This is a genomic window from Campylobacter sp. 110 (assembly GCF_002383965.1).
In the GTDB taxonomy this organism is placed as follows: Bacteria; Campylobacterota; Campylobacteria; order Campylobacterales; family Campylobacteraceae; genus Campylobacter_D; species Campylobacter_D coli.
On sequence record NZ_NXBD01000017.1, the window covers coordinates 75,731 to 99,134 of the forward strand.

The 23,404-nt window shown below is 30.9% G+C and carries 19 protein-coding genes, 1 tRNA gene and 3 pseudogenes; 10 read left to right on the forward strand and 13 right to left on the reverse strand.

The window, feature by feature from the left end; translation table 11 throughout:
- Positions 1–12 precede the first annotated feature (12 nt).
- Together dccS and dccR are read right to left on the reverse strand one after the other, a co-directional pair.
- Positions 13–1,218, reverse strand: coding sequence for a two-component system sensor histidine kinase DccS (dccS, locus tag BGS43_RS01835; RefSeq protein ID WP_002825269.1), 1,206 nt, complete (start codon positions 1,216–1,218; stop codon positions 13–15).
- The gene (gene dccR, locus BGS43_RS01840; RefSeq protein ID WP_002825268.1) at positions 1,211–1,876 is read right to left on the reverse strand and encodes a two-component system response regulator DccR; all 666 of its coding nucleotides are present in this window, start codon (positions 1,874–1,876) and stop codon (positions 1,211–1,213) included. Before dccR ends, dccS begins: the two co-directional genes overlap by 8 nt.
- A gap of 134 nt (positions 1,877–2,010) precedes the next feature.
- Here dccR and BGS43_RS01845 point away from each other — a divergent pair.
- Both BGS43_RS01845 and BGS43_RS01850 read left to right on the forward strand, forming a co-directional pair.
- Positions 2,011–2,609, forward strand: a pseudogene (locus tag BGS43_RS01845) (bacteriohemerythrin).
- 46 nt (positions 2,610–2,655) lie between these two features.
- Positions 2,656–2,871, forward strand: a complete 216-nt coding sequence (locus BGS43_RS01850) for a ribbon-helix-helix domain-containing protein (RefSeq protein ID WP_002825265.1) — start codon at positions 2,656–2,658, stop codon at positions 2,869–2,871.
- Positions 2,872–2,937: 66 nt separating this feature from the next.
- On the opposite strand, the pseudogene BGS43_RS01855 reads toward BGS43_RS01850, so the two are convergent.
- From BGS43_RS01855 to htrA, 10 genes and pseudogenes are all read right to left on the reverse strand, one after another.
- Positions 2,938–4,700: pseudogene (locus BGS43_RS01855) on the reverse strand (ShlB/FhaC/HecB family hemolysin secretion/activation protein).
- A 22-nt stretch (positions 4,701–4,722) separates the two neighbouring features.
- Complete coding sequence (locus BGS43_RS01860) at positions 4,723–5,055, reverse strand: c-type cytochrome (protein WP_025399111.1); 333 nt, start codon at positions 5,053–5,055, stop codon at positions 4,723–4,725.
- Positions 5,056–5,099: 44 nt separating this feature from the next.
- Positions 5,100–6,080: a hypothetical protein gene (locus tag BGS43_RS10005; protein WP_223207176.1), complete on the reverse strand. Its 981-nt coding sequence runs from the start codon at positions 6,078–6,080 to the stop codon at positions 5,100–5,102.
- The gene (locus BGS43_RS10010; protein ID WP_227562110.1) at positions 6,077–7,672 is read right to left on the reverse strand and encodes a hypothetical protein; all 1,596 of its coding nucleotides are present in this window, start codon (positions 7,670–7,672) and stop codon (positions 6,077–6,079) included. Before BGS43_RS10010 ends, BGS43_RS10005 begins: the two co-directional genes overlap by 4 nt.
- Positions 7,673–7,759: 87 nt before the next feature.
- Positions 7,760–9,439, reverse strand: a complete 1,680-nt coding sequence (locus BGS43_RS10185; protein ID WP_042966506.1) for a hypothetical protein — start codon at positions 9,437–9,439, stop codon at positions 7,760–7,762.
- Between the two features lie 9 nt (positions 9,440–9,448).
- Positions 9,449–10,997, reverse strand: a pseudogene (locus BGS43_RS10015) (two-partner secretion domain-containing protein); the annotation flags it as partial.
- Positions 10,998–11,462: 465 nt separating this feature from the next.
- Positions 11,463–11,537 (reverse strand) — tRNA-Asn (locus BGS43_RS01875).
- Between the two features lie 79 nt (positions 11,538–11,616).
- Positions 11,617–12,867 carry an ArsS family sensor histidine kinase gene (locus BGS43_RS01880; RefSeq protein WP_002825259.1) on the reverse strand — a complete coding sequence of 417 codons (1,251 nt, stop codon included), beginning with the start codon at positions 12,865–12,867 and terminating at the stop codon, positions 11,617–11,619.
- On the reverse strand, positions 12,864–13,538 hold the full coding sequence (locus BGS43_RS01885) for a response regulator transcription factor (protein WP_002777451.1): 675 nt from the start codon (positions 13,536–13,538) through the stop codon (positions 12,864–12,866). The genes BGS43_RS01880 and BGS43_RS01885 overlap by 4 nt, the downstream gene beginning before the upstream one ends.
- Positions 13,539–13,613: 75 nt before the next feature.
- Positions 13,614–15,032, reverse strand: coding sequence for a serine protease HtrA (gene htrA, locus BGS43_RS01890; protein ID WP_061474825.1), 1,419 nt, complete (start codon positions 15,030–15,032; stop codon positions 13,614–13,616).
- A gap of 205 nt (positions 15,033–15,237) precedes the next feature.
- On the opposite strand from htrA, the gene BGS43_RS01895 reads away from it, so the two are divergent.
- Genes BGS43_RS01895 through BGS43_RS01930 form a run of 8 tightly spaced genes read left to right on the forward strand, consistent with a single transcriptional unit; the run spans position 15,238 to position 22,919 of the window.
- Positions 15,238–16,137 carry a DnaJ family protein gene (locus BGS43_RS01895; protein WP_002825257.1) on the forward strand — a complete coding sequence of 300 codons (900 nt, stop codon included), beginning with the start codon at positions 15,238–15,240 and terminating at the stop codon, positions 16,135–16,137.
- A 16-nt stretch (positions 16,138–16,153) separates the two neighbouring features.
- Entirely contained in the window at positions 16,154–16,528 is a 375-nt protein-coding gene (locus BGS43_RS01900; RefSeq protein WP_002825256.1) for a heat shock protein transcriptional repressor HspR, read from the forward strand.
- On the forward strand, positions 16,529–18,151 hold the full coding sequence (locus tag BGS43_RS01905) for a cation:proton antiporter (RefSeq protein WP_057040561.1): 1,623 nt from the start codon (positions 16,529–16,531) through the stop codon (positions 18,149–18,151). It begins immediately after the preceding gene.
- A gap of 9 nt (positions 18,152–18,160) precedes the next feature.
- On the forward strand, positions 18,161–18,493 hold the full coding sequence (locus BGS43_RS01910; RefSeq protein ID WP_002825254.1) for a hypothetical protein: 333 nt from the start codon (positions 18,161–18,163) through the stop codon (positions 18,491–18,493).
- Positions 18,486–19,106: an HAD family hydrolase gene (locus BGS43_RS01915; protein ID WP_025399114.1), complete on the forward strand. Its 621-nt coding sequence runs from the start codon at positions 18,486–18,488 to the stop codon at positions 19,104–19,106. Before BGS43_RS01910 ends, BGS43_RS01915 begins: the two co-directional genes overlap by 8 nt.
- Before the next feature lie 53 nt (positions 19,107–19,159).
- Positions 19,160–21,154 (forward strand): glycine--tRNA ligase subunit beta, encoded by a 1,995-nt coding sequence (glyS, locus tag BGS43_RS01920; protein ID WP_096568584.1) that lies wholly within the window; start codon positions 19,160–19,162, stop codon positions 21,152–21,154.
- Positions 21,151–21,972, forward strand: coding sequence for a M23 family metallopeptidase (locus BGS43_RS01925; protein WP_096568588.1), 822 nt, complete (start codon positions 21,151–21,153; stop codon positions 21,970–21,972). The genes glyS and BGS43_RS01925 overlap by 4 nt, the downstream gene beginning before the upstream one ends.
- A complete protein-coding gene (locus BGS43_RS01930) occupies positions 21,969–22,919 on the forward strand; it encodes an SAM-dependent methyltransferase (protein WP_002825250.1) in 951 nt (316 codons plus the stop codon). Before BGS43_RS01925 ends, BGS43_RS01930 begins: the two co-directional genes overlap by 4 nt.
- Positions 22,920–23,018: 99 nt before the next feature.
- Here the strand turns inward: BGS43_RS01930 and BGS43_RS01935 are convergent.
- On the reverse strand, positions 23,019–23,404 hold a 386-nt coding region (locus BGS43_RS01935), incomplete at its 5' end, for a tRNA 2-selenouridine synthase (protein WP_180753334.1).

The window sequence follows — 23,404 nt, forward strand, 5'->3', positions numbered from 1 at the left end:
TTTTATCTATTTTCAAATTTTATTTTTATTCCAAGTCAATTTAAAAATACTACCTTCATTTTCTACTGATTCGCAAATGATTTTAATATCATTATCATCGCAAATCTTTTTCACCAAAGAAAGCCCTATGCCAAAACCTCCTTGATCGGTATTAAATCTCGCATATCTATCAAAAATATGCTTAAGATTTGGTTTTGAAATTCCACAACCTGTGTCTGCGATACTTAAAAAACCTGTTTTTAACTCTATCGAAATTTCCCCACCTTTTTTGTTGTATTTGATTGCATTACTTAAAAGATTATCTATGAGTTTAGAAATTTGGTTTTTAGAAGCGAAAATACTTGCTTGATGCAAATTAAGCTTTAGACTGATTTTCTTTTGCTCAAAAAATATTTTAAAATATTCTAGCCTTTCTTCAATCAATGCTTTTAGGTCAAGTTCTTGTTTGTTAAGCTCTAAGGTATTGGGAAAATTATAAAAAACAAGATCTGAATACACTTGAGATAAACTTTTTGCAGCTAATTTTATCCTTGTGAATTTGGTATTATGCTCTAGTTTTTGATTTTCAAGTTGTTCTATACTCATCAAAATTACACTTAAAGGGGTGTTAAGCTCATGGGTTGAATCTTTGATAAACCGATTAAGAGTGATAATCTTATCCTCTAGTGGCTTTAGGGCAATTTTTACTAAAATATAAGCTATCAAACCCAATATGCAAAAAGCCATAATAGCAAAAGAAAAAACCTTTATTCTAATCCAAATAAGATCCTTTTTAACATCCTCACCTTGAATTAAAATTTTCAATCCACTTTCAGTATTTGCATTATCTTCATTTGTATGTTTTAAAAAATAATTATCTGTATTCATACGATCAAGAAAAAATACTTTTCCATCGTAAATTCCCCTGCCCTTAAGTTCAACCTTTGCTTTTCTAAAATCAAAATCCAAATTATCAAAAATAGCTTGTTTTTTATCAAAAATAGCAAATTTAAGTCCAGTACTTTGAGCAATATTGCTAGCACTTTCATTCATAGGAACAAAACGAGAATTTAGGATATTTATAATGATATTTCTATGATTTTCTCTTAAAGAAGTACCTTTTACAACCACTAATTCTTCATATAATTTTTGATACCATAAGGTAAAAAAGATTGCTAAAAAAATACCCGTAGTAGTTAAATAAATCAATAAAATTTGCCTAATGACTTTTTTAGCCATAGCAATATCCTCTACCCCTTTGATTGATAATTTTTTCTTTTCCTAATATTTTGCGTAAATTTTTAATATATGCTCTTAAACTAAGCTCGCTAGGTTCTTCATCATACTCCCAAAGCTCTTCAAAGATTCTTTCTGTACTTAAAAAATTATTTTTATTTTTTAAAAGCAAAGATAATAGCTTGATCTCTTTACTGGGTAGAGTTAAAGCCTTATCAAAATGATAAAGAATTTGTGAGGTAAAGCTGAATTTAAACCCATTCCCCAAATCTTCATAATCTTCATTTTTATGAGAAAAAGCTCTCTTTAACAAAGCTTGAATACGAATTGAAAGTTCTGCAAGCTCAAAAGGCTTGCGTATATAATCATCACAACCTGCATTATAACCCTCTTTCAAATCTTCTGTCGTATTTAAAGAAGTCATAAAAATAGCTGGAGTTTGTTTTCCACAAGCTCTTAATTCTTTTAATAAAGAAAATCCATCACCCAAAGGAACCTTAACATCTAGTATCCACAAATCAAAATGTTTTTCATAAGCAAGTCCTAAAGCTTCTTTAGCATTGGTGCATAAATAAACTTCATAACCCTCATCGATTAAAAATTCTTCTATAATCTCACTTAAACTTAAATCATCTTCTAAAAGCAGAATTCTAGCTGCCACAAGACACCTTTCTTTGATATTTCTTGAAATTGTATCAAAAAATATTGAAAAAATGGTTTAATACAAATTAATTTATATTTAACTTATTTTTATGTTATAATCTTTAATGCAAATAAATTTTTCAAGGAGTCAAAATGCTTCCAAAATGGGATAGCAGTTTTAGTGTGCACAATGCCAAAATTGATGATCAGCATAAAAAATTTTTGAGCTTGCAGCAAAGGTTGAAATTGTTTCTGATAGATCGGTAAGCAAAAATGAAGTAAAAGAGCTTTTGGCTGAATTTTTCAATTACATGAAAGATTATTTTAATGATGAAGAAAAATATATGCAACTCATTGCTTATCCAGCATTTGAAGAACATAAAAAAATTCATAAAGAAATCATACAAACTATGATTAATCTTATTAAAGATATCAAATCTACAAATGATCTTAAGGAAAAACTTTACATCATAGCGAAAAAATGGCTTTTAGAACACATACTCTATGAAGACATGAAAGTAGAAAAATGGAGAAGCTCTTCTTTAGCAACAGATGAATGTAAAGATGTCAGCTTTGAAGCAGCAGATGATAGTGATGATGACAAGCCGCAATTTTATCTTTATAAATGCAATTGCCCAGGTAAAGTACATGATGTCCCTTATGGTATCCATCAAAAAATTGAATTACAAGGGCACAAATTCACTTGCAAAATCTGTAAGCAAGCAATTACATTTTTTCAAAAACATTCCTAGAAAGGTTAAGTTAACGAAACAAGAAACTAGAAATTATTCCCTTAGAATGCCTTTAGAACTTAAAGAACGCTTAGATAATTTGAGTAAAAATCTTTCCAAGCCTAAATCAAGTATAGTTAGAGAAGCCTTAGAAGCCTATCTTAACGAAATTGAAGATTTTTCTTTTGCAGTCAATGCCTTAGAAGAATTAAAAGACGGAGATTATTCAAAAGCGAGTAAAAAGATAGATAAAATCGTTAAAAACCTCAAAAAACCTGAATAAAAACTTTTATAGAAACTTTATCACAATGCGATAAAGTTTCTTGGCTGTAAAATTGATTTAAAAGCCTTAAAAATAAAATCCCATACTTGTAAGAGTCTATCTCTTCTTTTTCCATCTGCTTCGTATTTATGAGCTGCCTTTGCTAAATCTAGTTTAATATAAAATCCATTGGGTTTAATATAAAGCAATTCCAACCCCACTGCATCCACAAAAATATCATTTTTTCCTTCTCTACCCGCCATATTGATATCATTATCTAAATAATCTTCATTCCATCCATGGGCAAATTCATAAAAAGGGGTAATGTAAAAATCAGGACTAAATATATTAAATCTTAGTCCAATTGTTGTTAAAATCATACTATCTGCCTCTCCAAATCTATTAGGATAAGCTCTAACGCCGTAAGCTCCTCCCAAAGTCGCAGTCTCACTAGAATCTAGCTGATAATCTCCGATAGTTTTTTGATAGCTAATATTAAGAATGTGTGAAATTTTATTATTAAAATAATAAGTATTATTCAAAGCTGCATTAAATTTCCAAAATTCTCCCATGGCAGGACTATTTTCTAAAAATATACTTTTTGGCTTTATATCCCCATAAGTAAGTTGTGTGTTATAGCTAAGAATGTTATTAGGAATTAAACCTATAGTTCCTTCAGTTCCTAAATAAAAGGCATTGCTTTCTTTGTTAAAATCAATTCCAAAGCTTCCATAAATATCTTCAAGCTTTCTATAAACATAACCTCCAGTAAGATATAGAGAATTAGTTGTGTTGATAAAGAGTGGATAAGATAAATCCACCCCTAAATCTAAAGAACTTCCATAAGCACCTAAACTTTCGTATTCTTCTCCTAATTCATAATTGCTTTTATTCACTCTAGGAGAAACTTTGAGATTTCCTAAGAAAAAATTATAAGTAAATCCATAACTTTTTTGCATTTCATCAGAAAGTTGTGCAAAGTAATGAAGAGAATCTCCATATCCTAAGAGATTATTTAAAGCGCCACTCACACCAGCTCTATAAACACCAGAGCCCTTGCTTCCATAATTATCAAAGAAAAGCATCGCATTTGCTTTTTTGGAATCTTCTATTGTAATAATCACATCTGTAATTTCGTACTCACTCCCAGCAACTAAACTTCCGCTTGCTTTAATTCCTGACATTTCATTGATTTTATAAATCGCATCTTCCAATGCTTTAGTTCTTAAAATTTTTCCTTGGAGTGATTCTTTTAGCTTAGAGCTAATAGCACTCTCTTTTAGGTGCTTAGAATAATTTTTAACTTGATATTCTCCAAGTTTTCCTAGCATAATATTAATTTGGATTGAATCTGTGATCTCTTGTTGAGGAATATAGGCAGTTGCCGATGGATAACCATGGTATTGAAAATAATAAGAAACGATATTGACAATTTCTTGCAAGGTTTCTACATTTAAATCCGATCTTTTTAGAGCAATAATAGATTCTCTAAGCCATACTTCATTGATTCCAAGATCTTCTAAAGTGAGTGTTTTTCCATCCTCTTTGGTATCCACAAAGAATTTATATTTAAAGCGAAATTCTTCAGGGCTTGGTGCTACTAATCCCTCTTTATCTAAGACTTTCTTAGTATCCTGTTGTAAAGAATCTTGTTTATCCATTTTAATATCTAAAGGGGATTGTTTACTTTTTAGAGTATTTTGAATGTTTTCGTTTTGAGGGACATTTTTATAAGGGGAAATCTCTATCATTTGCTCTAAAGCTTCTGCATTTTCTTTGTTTTGTTGCGAAAGTGCTCTTGTTGAAAGACAAGAAGCTAGAATGATACTCTTTAAAAAAGGTTTTTCCATAAATTTCCTTGCTTTGTATTTTTTATTTTGCTTTAGGCAATTGGGCGATATAAGCACTCACTGCTTCAATATCGGAAGTGGTAAATTTCCAATTTTTCATATTAGCATACATGATAACTTTTGCTCCCCCATTATCTGCTTTCCCTGCAGCATAGCCTTGAAGCTGTTTTATGAGATAGGCTTTATTTAATCCTCCGATTTTGATATTACCCTTGCTTCCAGGAGCTATTTTATCTCCATTTACGCCATGACAAGCAATACATTTTTTATAAAGATTCTCTCCCTTTTTGATTAGGACATCATTCGCTATACATACTCCTACACACAATTTTAAACCCACTAATATTTTTTTCATTTTTTGTCCTTCTTTTAAAATTTTCTTTGTTAAGTTATTGATTTTTAATCACTTTGGATTTCTCCATAAATCACTTTTCCTTTATTATCTAAAGATAAAATTAAAGGAACAACCCTTAGGTTTTCTTGTTGGAGTTGAGGAATCTTTTTATAATTAAGTGTTTTTGGATTTTTAGAAATCCTCCCTAAGAGTTGATTTAATTGGCTTTTATTCATCGCATTGCCATTAATACCACTAAAACCATTTTGACTTGAAATTAATGCAATTTTACTTCCTTTTTCAGGAGCTTTTTCTCCCTTTTTTAAAAGTAGAGTGATTTGGGATTCTTCAGAGAGATTAATAGGAGTCTCTAAACTTTCAATAAAAGGTTTATCTTGATTATTAGAATGATAAATTAAACTATAATGTTCAAAGTTATTAACTACTCTAGCCCTCAGAGCTTGCTCTAAAATCAAATGGTTATCTTTTGTAAGCTGTGCCAAAGAAGGTGCAGGCAGTGTGATATCATCGGCTTTATTATTTGTATAGTTTGGAATTCTAATCACACTCCCACTTAGCACATTTAAAAGCGATCGCTCATGGATAGAAACATCTCCACCAATATAGAGTGTATTGCCATAAGAGAGTGCTAGATTGCTATTGGCATCAGGAATTGCACTTGCTGCAATATAGATAAAATCTTTTTCTTTATCATAAGCTCCAATTTCTAAATCTTGAATACTTAAAAGATTGTGATGTACTCTCTTGCCAACTCCACCTATTAAAATCAATTCCGAACCTTCAGAAATTCTATCAGTATTAAAGCCTACATTATTAAAAATAACTTGATTATTTTTAGATTCTTCCACCCCACGAATACCATAAATATTAAGCATAGAAGTCGCCCAATAATTGCTTGCTTTAAAGAGATTATTCTTTGCAAAATTGGCTGCTCTAATATACACACTGCTTTCTCTATTAACTCCCTCTCCAGAAGCTTGTACTTCTACATTGCGATAGAAGACTTGATTGTTTTCTACATTCATAGCCTCACTCCAGAGCGGATATCCTTTCTTCCAAAGACATTATTTAAGCTAATCTTATTGTGTTTTGCATACTCTGGATAATGGATAGATCCTTCAAAGTTTTCTTGTGTGGTTGCATAAATAAAAAGTGGTAGAGAAGCTTGAGAATCTTTAAAATCAATCACATTAAAATTAGCCTCTCCTGCTAAAGTTCTTCCTGCAATGATATTGATCCTATCACTAGGATTTTGTGTGCCATTGATTACTGTGAGGTTATTTCTAATCTTAATGGTATTATTGCTTGCACCCTTGCTTGCAAAAGCACCATAAAACCCAAAACCGCTGTGTCTCAAATAAGAATTACTCACTTGTAAAGGGGACTTTAACTCGATATCTAAGGTATTAAAATTAGCCTCCCCATCAAGTGTGTATCCGCTAAAGAAATCATAAATCCCTTGTACTTTCACTTTTTTACTTATTCTTTTTAGCGCAGGAACATCTTTTAAGACAATGGAGTTTGCATTTGCATCCCCTTTATTTGTCTTTCCTCCAAAGAAATTTGCTAAAAAAATAGCGTTATAAAAAATGGGAGTTTTTCCATCCGCTTTTAAATTTAAAAGAAAATTATCTATAACAAGGGTGTTTTTGGTTGCATCATAAGCTTTTTTACCATTCCCATCAACAAAAGCTCCCGCGATATGAACAGGAGCAAAAGAAGAATACAAACCGCTTGGAGCATGGATGTTGAATTCCACCCCATTAAGATTAAGTTTATTTTTTTCAACCTTTCCATTATAGGCTAATCCTCCAACAAGATGGGTTATCCTTTCATCAAGAATAATTTCCCCTACCATATCTCTATAAAAAGAGGCAGTGTGAATATCTACTTTAGAGCCTTTTTGGGCAAGCAAAGAATTTCCTATCGCATCACCAAAGATAGCAAGCCCTCCTATAGCATAAGCAGCTCCGTTTAATTTAAGATTATAAATATTTTCTACTCCCATATTTATATAACTTCCATCAAGAAGTTCTAAGGTATTATTTTTCACATTTCCTTCTCTAGCAAGCCCACCACTAATAACATAATTTATTTTATCTTTCTCTTCTTTTTTTGGAGGATTTTTTGTTTTTGTGTTGCTTGGCTCTAGAAAAACCGCAGAGCTTAATTCTGCCTCTTTAATAAGAAGTTTATTGTTGATAGAATCTCCCTTTAGAGAACTCCCAGCCACTAAAAAAGGAAGGATTTTTATAGGATGCAAGTTTTTATCCATAGGGTTAGCAGCATGCATACTTTGCACTTCCAAGATTTCTTCTGAGGAATGATTAGGAGTTAAAATTTCAAGCTTAGCGCCTTGTAAAGACTGCTTAGGGTTAAAAACTTCTAAAGTGATGTCGCTTACAAGTCCTTGTTTAAATACACCATAATAATTAGTGCCATTGATTTGCTTAAAGGTTTTGTCATCAAAATCCCAAACCTCCTCATTAGAAAAACTATGCCTTGGAGTTTGAAATCTTTTATCGCCTATAGATATAGCTTGACTTGCTGCATACGATACACTATTAAATATCAAAGCTAAAAATATTCTATTTTTTAGAAAAAATTTCACCTGCATTATTTTCCCCCTCAACTTAATAAATTGAAATTATATTTGATTAAAATCTTATTTATCTCACAAAGAAAGCTTTTACTTTCTTTGTGATTAAAATGTGATTGCTATACAAGGATTATTAGTTTTTGCATTGTCACTTGTGATGCAAACTCTTCCTCGTTCTCTTTCGTCTTCTTTGATATGACTTTGTGTTTCTTCTGCAGGAAGAATAAGAATAGACTCTGTAGAGGTAAGTTTTACTTGTTTAGAAAAAGTATTAACTATATCTGTGCTATCTGTGTTGTTTGTAGTTTGGCTATCTCCTGAATTCTCATTTTCTGGAAGAGATAAAATAGGTTTATCTGCCAAATTTTCGATGGCATTAGCATCAATACTACTTCCTGCGATAGCAAATGTCCCTTGAATATCAGTATATTTATCTTCAAATGAATATTCTTTAGTAATTAAATCGTCTAAAAAAGGTTTATTTTTGTTTTTAAGAATATCCAATAAACCCTGTGCTTCAGCATAGTAAGCATCGATTTTTTCTTGTGTGTTTTTATAGACAACTTCTAACTGATCATAAGGAAGTAAATCATTTTGCATAGCTTCTTGATAGACTCTTTCTAATCTTTTTATTTCAGCTTTTAAAAATTCCAATCGATTGAGATTGTTTTTAATACTTTCTAATTCAGGTTTTAAAGTAGTGTTTACATACTCTTTTAGATTGGCAAGACTCTCAATGATATAATTGTATTTACCCATAGAGGTTTTGTAAGTACTTTCATCACTTCCATACCATTTTTCAAATTCTGTTTTTAATCCTCCTTTGTTAAATTCAGTATAGAATTCTAAGGATTGTTTTAAAGATTCTTTTAGCTTTTTATCGCTTGTATTTTTTAATAGATATAAAAGAATAGCCACATCACCTTCATTGAATTTGTTAAAATCGATAGAATCTATATTTAACACATAATCCTCATTTAAAATTTCATCGATGATGGTTTTTAAAATTTCATCTTCAAAATCACTCTGTTCAAGAGTAATACTTGAAAGCTCTCCTTCGTTTGGAGCTGTAGGTGAAGAGCTTGATCCTGATCTGTCGGGATCTACCTCTGATATTTTTGGAGTATTGTAAGTAAAATTATCCTTATCGAAGGTGATTTTGGATTTCTCATTTCCTATTTTACCACCATTTATCATATGAAGATGGGAGTTGCTAGTGGAAGTATTTGTAAGATACTCCAAACCTGCAATTTTGCTTTGATTAATAAGAGTTTGAAAATCAGTTGTATTTGATAGATTTAGGATATTTTCATTGTGGGTAATATAATTCTTGTTCGACGATGAATTTAATAACCCATAGAAGTAAATATTAGAATTGGCAATGTTACTACCATTCTCTATATTTCCAACAAATCCACCTGCAGCAATACTAGCACTAATTTTATCTATGTCGTTTAAAACAATATTTGAAAAATTTATACCATCACTTTTTATTCTCCCCGCAAATCCACCTGCATAAATAGATTTTTCATCCAGACTAGCGGTACCATTGGCGCTAATTTCTCCTATGTTATTTAAAATAATATTTTTATAAGTTCCAGCGCCTGCATATCCTGTAAAGCCACCTGTAAAACCAATACCTTTAATACTTTCAATATTGTTTAAAACGATATTTGATAAGCTCGCTATACCATTCTCATTATTAAGAACACCTCCCACAAAGCCACCTGCATGACTACCACTAATCTCTTCTAAATCATTTAGAACAATATTCTCAAATATCACATTGCCTTGTGTCATTCCCGCAAAACCACCTGTAAAAGCCCCAGATTTAATAAATCTTATATCTTTTAAACTGATGCCATCAAAAGTTGTATTGCCCGTTGTATATCCTACAAAACCCCCACCATTATTCTTACCATAAATACTTTCTATATTACTTAAAATAATACTTGAAAAATCTCCACCGTTAATTTGACCAGCAAAGCCACCTGCATATTTCGCAACTCCAATGTTGCCTAGATTTTTTAAACTGATATTATTAAAAGTTCCAGAATTTATCTCTCCTGCGAAACCACCCGCACCAACAATATTTGAAGAATAATTTTCTCCTTTTATATCTCTTAGAGTAATATTAGAAAAAGTTCCATTTTCTATATACCCTGCAAGTCCTCCTAGGTATTTATAAGAAAAGGCATATTTGGGAAATTGCAATCCATCAATAGTTAAATTTTGCACACTCCCACTCTTAATATAACCAAATAATCCTACATAAGTTTTATCAGCAACATCAATTTGTATATTAGAAAGCGTATAATTACTACCGTAAAATTACCTACAAAACCATTACTAAACCCCACAGGATCAATTACGCCAGCACCTGCAAAATCAATATCTTTGCTTAAATATACATCTTTAAATTTTAATTCTCCAAATATCCCCTCATTAACTAATTTTGCAAATCCTTTCCAAGAATTAATCATCTCTTCATTGCTTGCACTTTGAGATCCAATGTAAAGGTATTCTTTAAAATTTCCATTAGTAGTAGCAGTACCAGTAAATTCATAATTATCAACTAAATTTGAATCATCTTTATAGGCATCATATACATCTTTTACCTCATATTTAAAAAAGCCTTCACTCCCAATTTCTGCTTTTAAATGAGTAGAGTTGATTCCAAAATCTTCTAAATAAACCTTATCTCCTTGATATCTACTTTATCTGCTTGAAGTGTTCCTTTTATATTTTCTACCTTGTTTCCTACTAAAACAATTTCATTGGCTTTGATAGTTCCCATATTAACCACATCGCCTTTATTGGCATTAAAAACTGGAGAAAAAGAACCATCGACTGAAAAAGTATTGATTGCATCTATACCCATTGGAGTTGTAGAAACTCCAAATTTATTGGCATTGATTGTAGCTCCTTCGCCTACTAATACCCCACTAGGATTTACAATATAAACATTATTAGTTCCACCATTTAAAGTTCCTAGAATTTGAGAAGCTTTGTTAATATAATCTAGATTTAAATAGTTTTTGCTATTTGTAGTGAAATTAACAGTATTGTCTTTTCCGATATTAAATCCACCGCCCCAAGCAATCACATTGTGTGTTTTATCTCCTGTGATATTCATTATATTGCCATTTGTAGCAATACTTCCAGTTCCATTGATAAACTTACCTCCGCTAGGTAAATTTGATGCTGTTAAGCTTTGAGCTAAAACCAAGCTTATAATTACAGAAATATTTACAATAACTCTTAAAGATTTGCTAAGATGATTAGTAAAGTATAATGAAGTATTTAAAAAATGTTTCATGTTTGAAAGATTAGTTATGTTCATCCCCCCCCCGTTTTTTTTAATACACAATATACGATCAAGACTTTTTAACATTATATTCCCCTTCTTTTTTATGGTTCGGATTATACTTATTGTTTTATTAAAAAAAATAAAAATGAGATGTTCTGAGTGAAATTTTAATACAAAATTACTCCTAAATAATATCTTTATATTTAAAATTCTATAATATCTTAAAATTTAAGTATTTTATAATACTTATAATTCAAGCATCACACGCAAAAATTTACACCATGCTCCATAATGAAAATACAAACATAAAATAAATAAATTTCATATTTCAAATACTAAGAATTTATATCAAAATTTGCTATTTAAAAGATAAAAAATAAATTAAAAAACTGATATGATTATAACATTGGGTTTTGGTATGATAAAATATACTTAATTCCATAACTTAATATTTGGATTTATTAAAAAATAAAATATGATTTTATAGAGAGTTAGAAGTGGCTCCGGATGTAGGATTCGAACCTACGACCAATCGGTTAACAGCCGACTACTCTACCGCTGAGCTAATCCGGAATATCTTAAAAAGTAAAATGTAATTATATTTGATTTTTAAAACTTTGTCAAGTATTTTTTCAAAAAAATGCAAAAAAATTCATTCTTTAACAATAATACTTTTTAAATTTCTAAAATAAAACAAATTCACACCCTCTTCATAATCATAATCAAGCTTCATTCCATGAGATTCTAAAATGGTATTAACTATATAAAGTCCAAGTCCAAAGCTTGATTTTTGCTTTGAGCCTCCTTGAGTAAAAGCTTGAGTGTAATACTCTAAAGTATTGTTTAATTCAGGACCTCTATTTTTAAAACAAATATAATCATCCATTATATCAATTTGTATAAAGCCATTTTCAGAATGCTTAATACCATTATCAATCATATTTTTAATCGCAGTGGTAAAAAGCTTGAAATCTACATTTACAAAAAAGCTCTCATCCATAAAAATGCGTATGTTATTATCATCTCGCATAGCGATTTCTTTGGCCTCATCTAAAACATCTAAAATATTATATTTTTTGCGGTTGATAAATGCTGCTCCGGAAGTAATTTGTTCTATGGCTGCAAATTCATTGATGAGAATTTCAAGACGATTAAATATGCTTCCTAATCTTTCTTTGTATTTGTTATCCTCTAACATTTCAAGAGTGATAAGTCCTTTAGTAATCGGGGTTTTAAGCTCGTGCATAATATTTCTTAAGAAAAATTGACGCGATTGATTGAGCTTACGAATTTGAACGATTGCTTGATAAAAAGCTTCACTTACTTGAGAAATTTCATCCACTCCCGTGCTTACGTCTTCTATATCATTAAGTTTTCCTTGAGCAAATTTATCAATTTGCCTCTTTAAAGCTTTTAAAGGTTTTAATTTTTTAAATATATAAATATAAAGCAATACAAGTATACAAATAACAGCTACGGCTATAGCTTTAATGATAAAATATCTATAAGTTTGATAATCTTGATCTTTATAAAGATTTACCTTGCCATCAAAAATAATATTTAAATACACTTGTCTATCATAAGAGATGATTTCAATCAAGCCATTATTGACCTCGACTCTAGCTAACACTTCCCCGCCAAAAAGAATTCTACGAATTTGCCTAACCTCTACAACAGACTCCATTTTGTTATAGTTTTTTGTTTGCTCTTCAAATTCTTTTTCGCTAATTATCCCTGCGAAATTTAAAAGCCTTGCGTTAGCTATTAAAGAATACTTGGTGTTTAATTCTCTAGTGTAATTTTGCTGATCATATTCTATGAGCCATAAAAAGCCAAGAATAACACTAACGCCAGCAAAAATAAAAATAAAAGTTATGGTATAAAAAATAGATGAACGATTCATTGAGTAAGCTTATAGCCTATACCTCTGATAGAATGGATATATTTTGGAGTTTTTGGATCATCACCCATTTTTTGACGAATGCGGCTAATGATTACATCGATACTTTTATTGCTCGAATCTTCACTGATTGAAGAACAATTATAAACAAGCTCTTCACGACTGACAACACCGCCTTCTTTTTTGATCAAATAGCTTAAAATGTCAAATTCTGCATTGGTTAAAGTAAGCTCTTGACCCTTCATTGTGATAATGTGCTTGTATTGATCATAAACAAGATCTTTAACGCTTTTTGCTATGGCACTTTTTGTATTTGAAATGCGTCTTAAGTGACTTTTGATGCGCGCTTGAAGTTCTTTAGGATTATAAGGCTTTGGCAAATAATCATCCGCGCCCAATTCTAAAGCATTAACCTTATCTGTAATATCATGTCTAGCACTTGAGATAATAATAGGCGTATCATACTTTTTACGAATTTCTTCACATACTTCAAGCCCATCAAGTCCTGGCAAAGAAAGGTCTAAAATGATAAGCTGATATTCTTTTAAGGCTAGCTTAGAAAGACCTATATAAGGCTCATGTGCGATATCAACTTTCATATCAAATTTTTCCAAATATTCAGCTGTAATTTCTGCTAATTCTAAATCATCTTCTATCATAAGAATATTTGTCATAGTTTTCCTTTATTTTAAACTTAATTTTAATTTTAAACTAAAATTTATAACGAAAGGAAAATCCTTCCGTTATTTTTATTTAAGCACAAGCAAAGTTGCAAAACCATTGCGATAAACCCAAATTTTAGTAAATTCTTTTTTCTTTACTTGTCTTAAGGCTTGTTCTAAATCTTTTAAATTTTTAATTTCACTTTGTCCTACGCCTATAATGATATCACCCTCTTTAAATCCTGAATCCTTAGCCCTACTCTTATCTTTAACACTTTCTACAAAAACCCCATTTACATCTTTTGGAATTTGCAAACGATCCTTAAGTCTTGAATCTAAATTTCTCAAACTCAAACCATCAATCAAATCGCTTTGTACGCCTTTAGGATTTTCTTTTTCACCTTTAAGAATAAAACTTGTTTGCTTATTTTCTCCATCTCTTTCGTAACTTAATGAAATTTTTTGACCAATCTCTAAAGTTCCTATATAATTTTTAAGATCAATAGGACTTTTTATAACCTTATCATTAACTTTAGTAACTAAATCTCCACGCTTAAGCCCTGCTTCATCAGCACTTGAACCTTTTTGAACATCAGTGATTAAAGCTCCTTCTTGATTTTTGTAAGCTTTTTTAGTATCACCTTGCAAAGCTAAAATAGTCACACCTAAAAATCCTCTATCAATCTTGCCTTTTTCAATAAGTTTTTTAGCTATATCTTTAACCATATTTGAAGGTATGGCAAAACCTATGCCGTTATTTCCACCCCCACGAGAAAGAATGGCTGAATTTATTCCTACTAAAAATCCGCGACTATCAACTAAAGCACCGCCTGAATTTCCAGGATTGATAGAAGCATCTGTTTGGATGAAATTTTCATATTGGTTTAAGCCTATATTGTCTTTATTTAAAGCAGAAATTATCCCGCTTGTAACACTAAAACCAACACCAAAAGGATTTCCTAAGGCAAAAACAACATCTCCTTCCATTAAATCATCTGAATTTGTAAAAGTAATAGCCCAAAGATTATTAGCCTCTATTTTTATAACAGCCAAATCTGTTTTTGGATCTTTACCTATAAGCTTGGCTTTATATTCTATGTCGCTTCCTGGTAAATTCACTGTAATCGTATCAGCATCATCTACAACGTGATTATTTGTTACTATATAACCATCTTTTGAAATAATCACCCCTGATCCCAAAGAACTCACCACTTCTTTATCATTTTTTCCTTTTCTTTGAGGAAAATCAAAATCAAAAAATTGTTTAAAATAAGGGTCGTTAAAAAAATCATCTAAAGGACTTGGACGATTGACTCTTGTAATGGTTTTTGAAGTAGAGATATTTACAACAGATTTTTTAGCATCTTTTATCGAATTATGATAAGAAAGAACTACATCTCCAGCCGCAGGATTGACACGATTGCTTGTTATACTTGTTTCATTAAAATTGATATTTGCAGCAAATAAAGCACTTGCTAAACTCAATGATAAAATAAGCTTTTTCATTTTGCTTCCTTTTTTATTTATATTATTCTTAAAACATATAATTTGTAAAATATTTTACGCATTTCATAAGTATAAAACCGAAAATTTACAAAATTGTAAATGAAAGCTTGAGTGATAAAAATTTATAAAACTTGATTGACTTAGGCTAAAGTTTTTGATATAATTTCTATTAAATAAAACAATTATATATTTTTTAAGGAATAACATGAATAGCTTATATGAAACACTTGGAGTATCTAAAAATGCGAGTGCAGATGAAATAAAAAAAGCCTATCGTCGTTTAGCAAGACAATATCATCCTGATATCAATAAAGAAAAAGGCGCTGAAGAAAAATTTAAAGAAATCAATGCCGCTTATGAAATTTTAAGTGATGAAAAAAAACGCGCACAATACGATCAATACGGAGACTCCATGTTTGGAGGACAAAGTTTTCACGATTTCTCAAAAAATACAGGTGGGGTCAATTTAGATGATATCTTAAAAGATCTCTTTGGTGGAGGCTTTGGTGGAGGCTCTTCTAGAGGAAGTCGTTTTAATGGTTTTTCATCAAAAGGCTTTAACACCGGCTTTGGAGGTTTTGGCGGATTTGAAGAAGAGGATTTGGATTCTACTATAGAACTTAGCATTCCTTTTGAAAAAGCAGTGGTAGGTGGAGAATATAGCTTTAATCTTCAAGGAGAAACGATCAAATTTAAGATTCCACATGGGATCAAACAAGGAGAAAAACTTAGAATTCGTAACAAGGGTAAAAATGGCCGCAATGGAACACGCGGGGATTTGATTGTTAAAGTTAAATTAGGAGAAAGTGAAATATATCAAAGAGAAGATGATGATTTATATCAAAAAGTTGATATCTCTTTAAAAACTGCCCTATTTGGTGGAAAAGTCACCATTAATACTCTTAAGGAAAACAAAAAAGAAGCCACCATAACCATACCTGCAAATTCTAAAAACGGACAAAAAATTCGCCTTAAAGGCTATGGGGTGCAAAATCGCAAAAGTGACATCTATGGAGATATGTATTTGGTATTAAATGTTGTTTTACCAAACACTGAAACCTTAGATGAGAAATTAATCGAAATGCTAAAAGAAAAACTATCATAAAAAAAGGAGTAAAGTCATGGAACACCATTATGATGAACCCGTATATTTAATAAGTGTCGTAGCAAAAGTATTAAGCATACATCCACAAACCCTAAGACAATATGAAAGAGAAGGTTTGATAGAACCTAGTAGAACTGATGGAAAAATAAGGCTCTATTCTCAAAGGGATATCGATCGTATCAAGCTTATCTTGCGTTTAACGCGCGATATGGGGGTAAATTTGGCAGGAGTAGATGTGATTTTAAAGCTTAAAAATCAACTTCATGAATTTGAAAATTTAATCGATGAGCTACGCTTAGAGCTTAGCAAACAACAAAATCCAAATGCAAGCTCAAAAGCAGTTGTCAAACATAAAAATAGTTTTGATTTAATTTTTTATGAAAAAAAATAGATGGATAATTTTTTAGAAATTTTTTTAATTACAGCTGCTCTAGCTATCGTTCTTAATGTTATTTTCAAGAAATTTGAAATTCCTACTATTATCGGTTACATTGCTGCAGGAGAGATTATTTCTGAAATTTATCATCTAAGTGGCAAGGGTGAGATTACACATATTGCTGAATTTGGTATAGTATTTTTAATGTTTACCATAGGGCTTGAATTTTCTTTTAAGCATTTAATAGCCATGAAACAAGAGGTATTTTTAAATGGCTCTTTACAAATGCTTACTTGCGGCTTTGTTTTTATGTTGCTAGCTATAGGAATTTTAGGACTTGGTGATAAAAGCGCAACCATAGTAGGTTTTGCTCTAGCTCTTTCTTCAACTGCAGTGGTGCTTAAAATTTTAAATGATAATGGCGATATTAATGAGCAATACGGAAGAAAAGCCTTAGGGATTTTACTTTTTCAAGACATAGCTGTGATTCCTTTGTTATTGCTTGTAGATATTTTCTCTTCAAATAATCAAAACATAGGACAATTACTCCTTACAACTCTTCTTTCAGCAGTTATTTTAATCGCTTTACTTTTCTTTATAGGTAAATACTTAGTCGATATGATATTTAGGCTCATCATACGCGCCTCCTCACAAGAAATTTTTATCAGCACTATACTTTTTATGGTGATTGGGGCAAGCTTTTTGGCGCATTATTTTGGTTTTTCTTATTCTTTAGGGGCGTTTACTGCAGGAGCCTTGATAGCAGAAACTAAATACAAACACAAAATCGAAGCAGATTTAATCCCTTTTAGAGACTTGCTTTTAGGTTTATTTTTTATAACCGTAGGAATGCAAATTCAACCTAGCATCGTAGCGCAAAATTGGTTTATTATCTGTGTTTTAACTCTGCTCATAATGGGTTTAAAATTCGGCATAGTGTGTGGTTTTTTATTTTTATATACCAAAAAAAGAGTGGCATTAAAAACTGCCTTTTCCATTGCCCAAGTTGGAGAATTTGCCTTAGCGATCTTTTCGCTCTTGCAAGCAAAAAGCATGTTAGATGTTGAAACTGCTCAAATTTTGATTGTCGTTTCTATTATAACTATGATTATCACTCCTTTTGTATTAAACAATATAAGAAAAATAGCCAATGTAGTAGAAGATATGACTTTAAATACCAATGTCGTTCAGCAAAGCACTCACAGCACTCTAAAAAATCATCTTGTAATCTTTGGATATGGACGCTTAGGGCAAGAGATAGTGCAAAAAATCAAAAATACCGGTGTTCCTTATTTGGTTTTAGAAAGTGATTTAAATTTGGTAGAGCTTGGTATAAGTCGGGGCGAAAATGTCGTTTTTGCTAATGCTGCTCAAGAAGAAACACTCAAAATAGCCAACATAACAGAATGTGCAGTAGCAATCGTAACCATAACCAACGAAGCTAAACTCGAAATGATTTGTCAAGTCTTAGCTTCTTATCCAAAGCCTATTGATACAATTATCCATGTTAATGGTAGTCTTGAAAAGATGCTTTTTTCAAGTATCGATGAAAACATACGCATTGTAAGATCTGAAAAAGTCATCGCAAGAAATTTAGTCCAAGAGGCTCTAGAATGCAGAATTCACAAAAATACTTAAAGGATGGTATTGGCAAAAATAGATGAAAAAACTCTAAGGGTTAAATATTTAAGAGCCTTGGAAAAATTTGCAAATGCAGCTATTTCGGCTTTAAAAAAAGAAAATTTTGATAAAGAGAAATTTCAAGAAAGAATGGAAAAAAATAAAAAAATAGTTAAAAAATGCGAGGCGGTAAATTTAAATTCAAGCTATAATAAAAGCTTAGAAAATTTTGTAAATCATTGCCTTGATTTTTCAAAACAAAAAGAAGAACTTCTAAGCCTTGCAAACGCTTTAGATAAACTTAAAAAAGGTGAAAAGAAAGAAAAACATAAAACTTATTTGAAGGATTATTATGATTAATGTATTTTTTGATATGGATGGCACCTTAATCGACAGCGCAAATGCTATATCTTGCGCTGTCAATGAGATAAGAAATGAACTAAATTTAAGCCCACTTTCTAGGGAAAAAATTATGCAAACCATCAATACCCCAAATGTAGACTGGGCGAAAGAGCTTTATAGTATCGATAATTTCCATCATTCTAGCTTTAAAGATGGTTTTGAAAAATATTTCATCAAACACTATGAGCAAAGCGTGGTTTTATTTGAAGGGGTTAAAGAAATATTGGAATTTTTAAAAGAGCAAAATTGTTTTTTAGCTATTGCCACTAATGCGCCTCAAAGCTCGCTTTCTAGCATACTTAAAAAACATGAAATCATTCCTTATTTTGATAAAATTTTAGGTGTAAGTCTTGGTATAGAACCCAAACCCCATCCTATGATGCTAGATCTTTTAAAGTCTGAAGCACCCCATAAAACAAGTATTTTTATAGGCGATAGTCAAAAAGATAGAGAATGTGCAAAAAATGCGAATATACCTTATTTTCATGCGAAATGGTATCAAAAGGATTTACAAGAAAATGAATTTAGCAATGCAAGCGAACTTAAAAACTTTTTAGAGAGATATTTATAAGTTTTTTAATGAAAATTGAGTTAAAATAAAATAAATTTTTAAAAGAGTAATATATGAGTGAATTATTAATAGAAATCGGAACAGAAGAGCTACCTGCTATTCCTTTACTAAAAGAATTAGCCAATATAGAAAAAAAATGGAAAGATGTTTTAGAAGATTATCGCTTGGTGAGTGATTTTAAATTTTACTACACTCCGCGTCGTTTAGTGATTTTTCATGAAAATTTCGCAAGCAAACAAGAAGATAGCTTTGCTGAATTTATAGGTGCACCTAAAAATGTCGCTTATAAAGAGGGGCAATTATCAGCCGCAGGGCAAAGCTTTTTACAAAAAGCAGGTATTAGCGAAAGTGAGCTTTCTTTTAAAGAGATTAAGGGTAAAGAAGTCTTATATCATCAAAAAGCCATTAAAGGTTTGCAAAGTCAAGAAGTTTTAGGAGAGATGATTCATCAATTCTTAAAAAACCTTAACTTTGGCAAAAGTATGCGCTGGGGTGCTAATTCTTTTGAATTTATCCGTGCAATCCGCTCTATAGTTTGTATTCTAGATGATAATTTAGTCAAATTTGAAAGCTATGGCGTTAAGAGTGCTAAAAAGACTTTTGTACATAGAAGTGTAAGCTATGACTTGCAAGAATTTAATAACGCAAAAGAGTATTTTAGCCTTTTAGAGAAAAATCATATCATCTTAGATCCGCTCCAAAGAAAAGAAAGAATACTCAAGCAATTTAAACTCCTAGAAAGCCAAAACAATATCCAAATAGGCGAAGATGAAGAGCTTTTGGCTGAAGTTATTGCTATCACAGAATATCCTAATGCACTTTTAGGAAGTTTTGAAGAAGAATATCTTCAAATTCCTAGCGAAGTTATCATTACTTCCATGAGAGAAAATCAACGCTATTTTGCAGTCTTTAATGAAAAAGGCCTAAGTAATCATTTTATCGTGGTAAGCAATGCGGTGTGTGATGATTACTCAAAAATCATTCATGGCAATGAAAGGGTTTTGCGCGCAAGGCTTAGTGATGCAATGTTTTTCTATCAAAACGATTTACAAAGCGGCTTAAATCCTGAAAAACTCGCTAAAATGACTTATCTTGAAGGCTTAGGAACAATGCAAGATAAAAGTCTAAGAGAGATAAAAATCGCTGAAGTTTTATGCCAAATACTAAACAATGATAAAATCGCAAACATAAGCACTGCGATCAAATACGCAAAAGCTGACTTAGCAACGCAAATGGTTTATGAATTTACAGATTTGCAAGGGATTATGGGAAGCTATTATGCACAAAAAATGGGTCTAGATTATGAAATTTGTCTTGCTATAAAGGAGCAATACCTGCCAAATTCCGAACAAGCTCCACTTCCAAGCACTGAATTTTCAAGCATAGTCGCCCTTGCAAACAAGCTTGATACTCTCATAGGACTCTTTAGCATAGGTAAAATTCCAAGTGGCACAAAAGATCCTTACGCCTTAAGGCGTGCTGCTAATGGGATAATCAAAATTGCCCTAAATTTAAACAAAGAATTTGACATTCAAGCACTACTAGAAAAACTAGCAAGCCATTATAAAAACTTTGATATGCAAATTTTAAAAGATTTTATTTTTGAAAGACTTTATACCTTTTATAGCGTTAATGCTTCTTTTATCAAAGCGGTTTTAAGTTCTAAAAATACAGATCTTATCCACATCAATCAAAGTGTAAAAGCCCTTATAGAATTAAGCAAAAAAGCTAATTTTCAAGAAAATTTCACTACCTTTAAAAGACTGGCCAATATCGCTAATAAAACTTCACACAAAGTCGATGAAAACCTCTTTGTTGAAGAAGCAGAAAATAAACTTTATAAAGCCTTTAAGGAAAAAATTCAAGCACACTCTTTACAAGAAAAACTTGAAAATCTCTTTTCGCTTAAACCTTTTATAGATGAATTTTTCGATAAAGTAATGATCAATGCTGAAGATGAAAAACTTAAAAATAATCGCCAAGCACTTATCTATGAAATTTACGAAGAATTCCTAAAAATTGCTGATCTTAAAGAGTTAAGCCTATGAAAGCTTTTTGGCTTTTTCTAAGCCTTGCTCTTTGGCTTTTTGGAGCTCAAAATTTCGAGCTTATCAAAGGACAAGCTTTATTTTTGGAACTGGATAAAAAAGATTTTATTTCTTTAAAAAATGAGGATAAAATTTTAGCCACCTTTCCTCATCCTAAAAATCAAGAAAAAATTTTAGCTATATTTTCACTGTCTTATAAAAATCCTCCTCAAAATACTAAGCTTACCGCTCTTTATAAAAACAAAAAAGAAGAAATTTTTATAAAAACTTTAGAAGGCAACTATAAAAGTGAAAAATTAAGCGTAGAAAATAAAAAAATTTTTCCACCTAAAGCCGTTAAAGAACACATTGCTAAAGAATTTAAAGAAGCTAATGCAATTTATAGCTCTTACACTCCAAAAGCTTTATTTGATGGCTCTTTTAATACTCCTTTAGATTCTTTTATCACAAGTGATTTTGGCAAAGCAAGAACCTTTAATGAAAAAGTTGCAAGCTATCACAGCGGAACAGACTTTAGAGCTGCTGTGGGAACTCCTATCTATGCGGCTAATTCAGGCATAGTAAAAATAGCAAAAGATCGTTATTTTGCAGGAAAATCCGTAGTCATTGATCATGGTTTTGGAATTTACTCGCAGTATTATCATCTTTCTAAAATCGAAGTCAAGGTAGGGCAAAGAATTAAAAAAGGTGATTTTTTAGGACTGAGTGGGGCTACAGGAAGGGTTAGTGGACCACACTTGCATTTTGGTATTTTAGCTGGAGGCAAGCAAGTAGATCCTTTGGATTTTATCTCTAAATTCAATACACTTTTTCAATGAAATTCAGTGAATTTTTTCATACTTGGCTGCATGAAAGTTATTATAAAAACGCTGTTAGTATAGGCAAAAATGGAGATTTTTTTACCGCAGTAAGCGTGGGAAATCTTTTTGGCACACTTTTAGCCAAGCATTTTTTAAATTTAATAGATAAAAAAATTTTACAACTCCCTTTAGAACTTGTAGAAATAGGCGCTAATGAAGGATATTTAAGTCGTGATTTTTTAGCCGCTTTGCTTGAATTAAGACCTGAAATTTTTTCTCACATTTCTTTTTTCGTCATAGAGCCTCATGAAAAATTAAGAAATTTGCAAAAAAAGACCTTAGAAGGCGTGGAATTTACACATAAGAGAAGCTTAAAAGAATGTCATTTTGAAAATGCCTTTTTCTTTTGCAATGAGCTTTTTGATAGTTTTGCTTGTGAATTGATAGATGATGATAAAATGGCCTTTGTGCAAGATTTTAAACTTGTTTTTGAACCCATGGAGGCTAAATTAAAAGAAAAATGCGAAATTTTAAATTTAAAAAAAGGTGAATTAAGTCTAGAATTGGAAGAATTTTTTAAAGATTTGGATAAAGCTTCTAAAAAATTTATCTTTGCAAGTTTTGATTATGGCGTGTTTAATCCCAAACAATTTAGCATTAGAATTTATCAAAAACATGAAGTTTTTAATCCTTTTGAAATCACTTTAAAAGATTTTTTTGGTAAAAGCGATTTAACTTATAATGTTAATTTTACTCAAATTCAACAGCTTATAAAAAAACATGATTTTAAACTCTTAGCTCTAAAAAAACAAAACCAAGCCTTGATTGATTTTGGTTTTGAAGAATTATTAAAATACACCAAAGATAAAAATCTTAAGACTTATGAAAATTTTCTTTCACAAAGTAAAATTTTATTTTTTAATTTTGATGAAAAATTTCACTTCTTTGAATTTGCTAAATTCTAGTACGATTGTTTTCTTTATTTTTCAAATCAAGCATAGCATAACTAGCATCTACTATATTAGCATAGTCTTTGATTTGAGAGATAAGTTCTTTAGGATTCATCAGTAACTTTGTCCTGTATATTTTTCATCACTTTTTATAAATTTACCATTGGTAAAATAATGAAAAGATCCTCCACCTGCACTTTTACGACTTATGCTTGAAAAGCTAAATCCTCTTCCTTCATCTCCAAATAATCCATAATTTTTTACTTTATAATCTATCATGGTAGCAAAAACAACAGGATATTTTTTACCCTCACACACATAATAAGTTGTCATACCTAAATAAGGTCTTAATTTTTTATAGTTTTCTTCACCCATATATGCTTTAAATTGATCTTCATAGTATGCAAATTCGGGTTTATCATCGAAGTTAAAATCATAATCTGGGTCTTTTACATCATAATTATAATCATTACGATAATATTTACAACCATTAGAAAGGA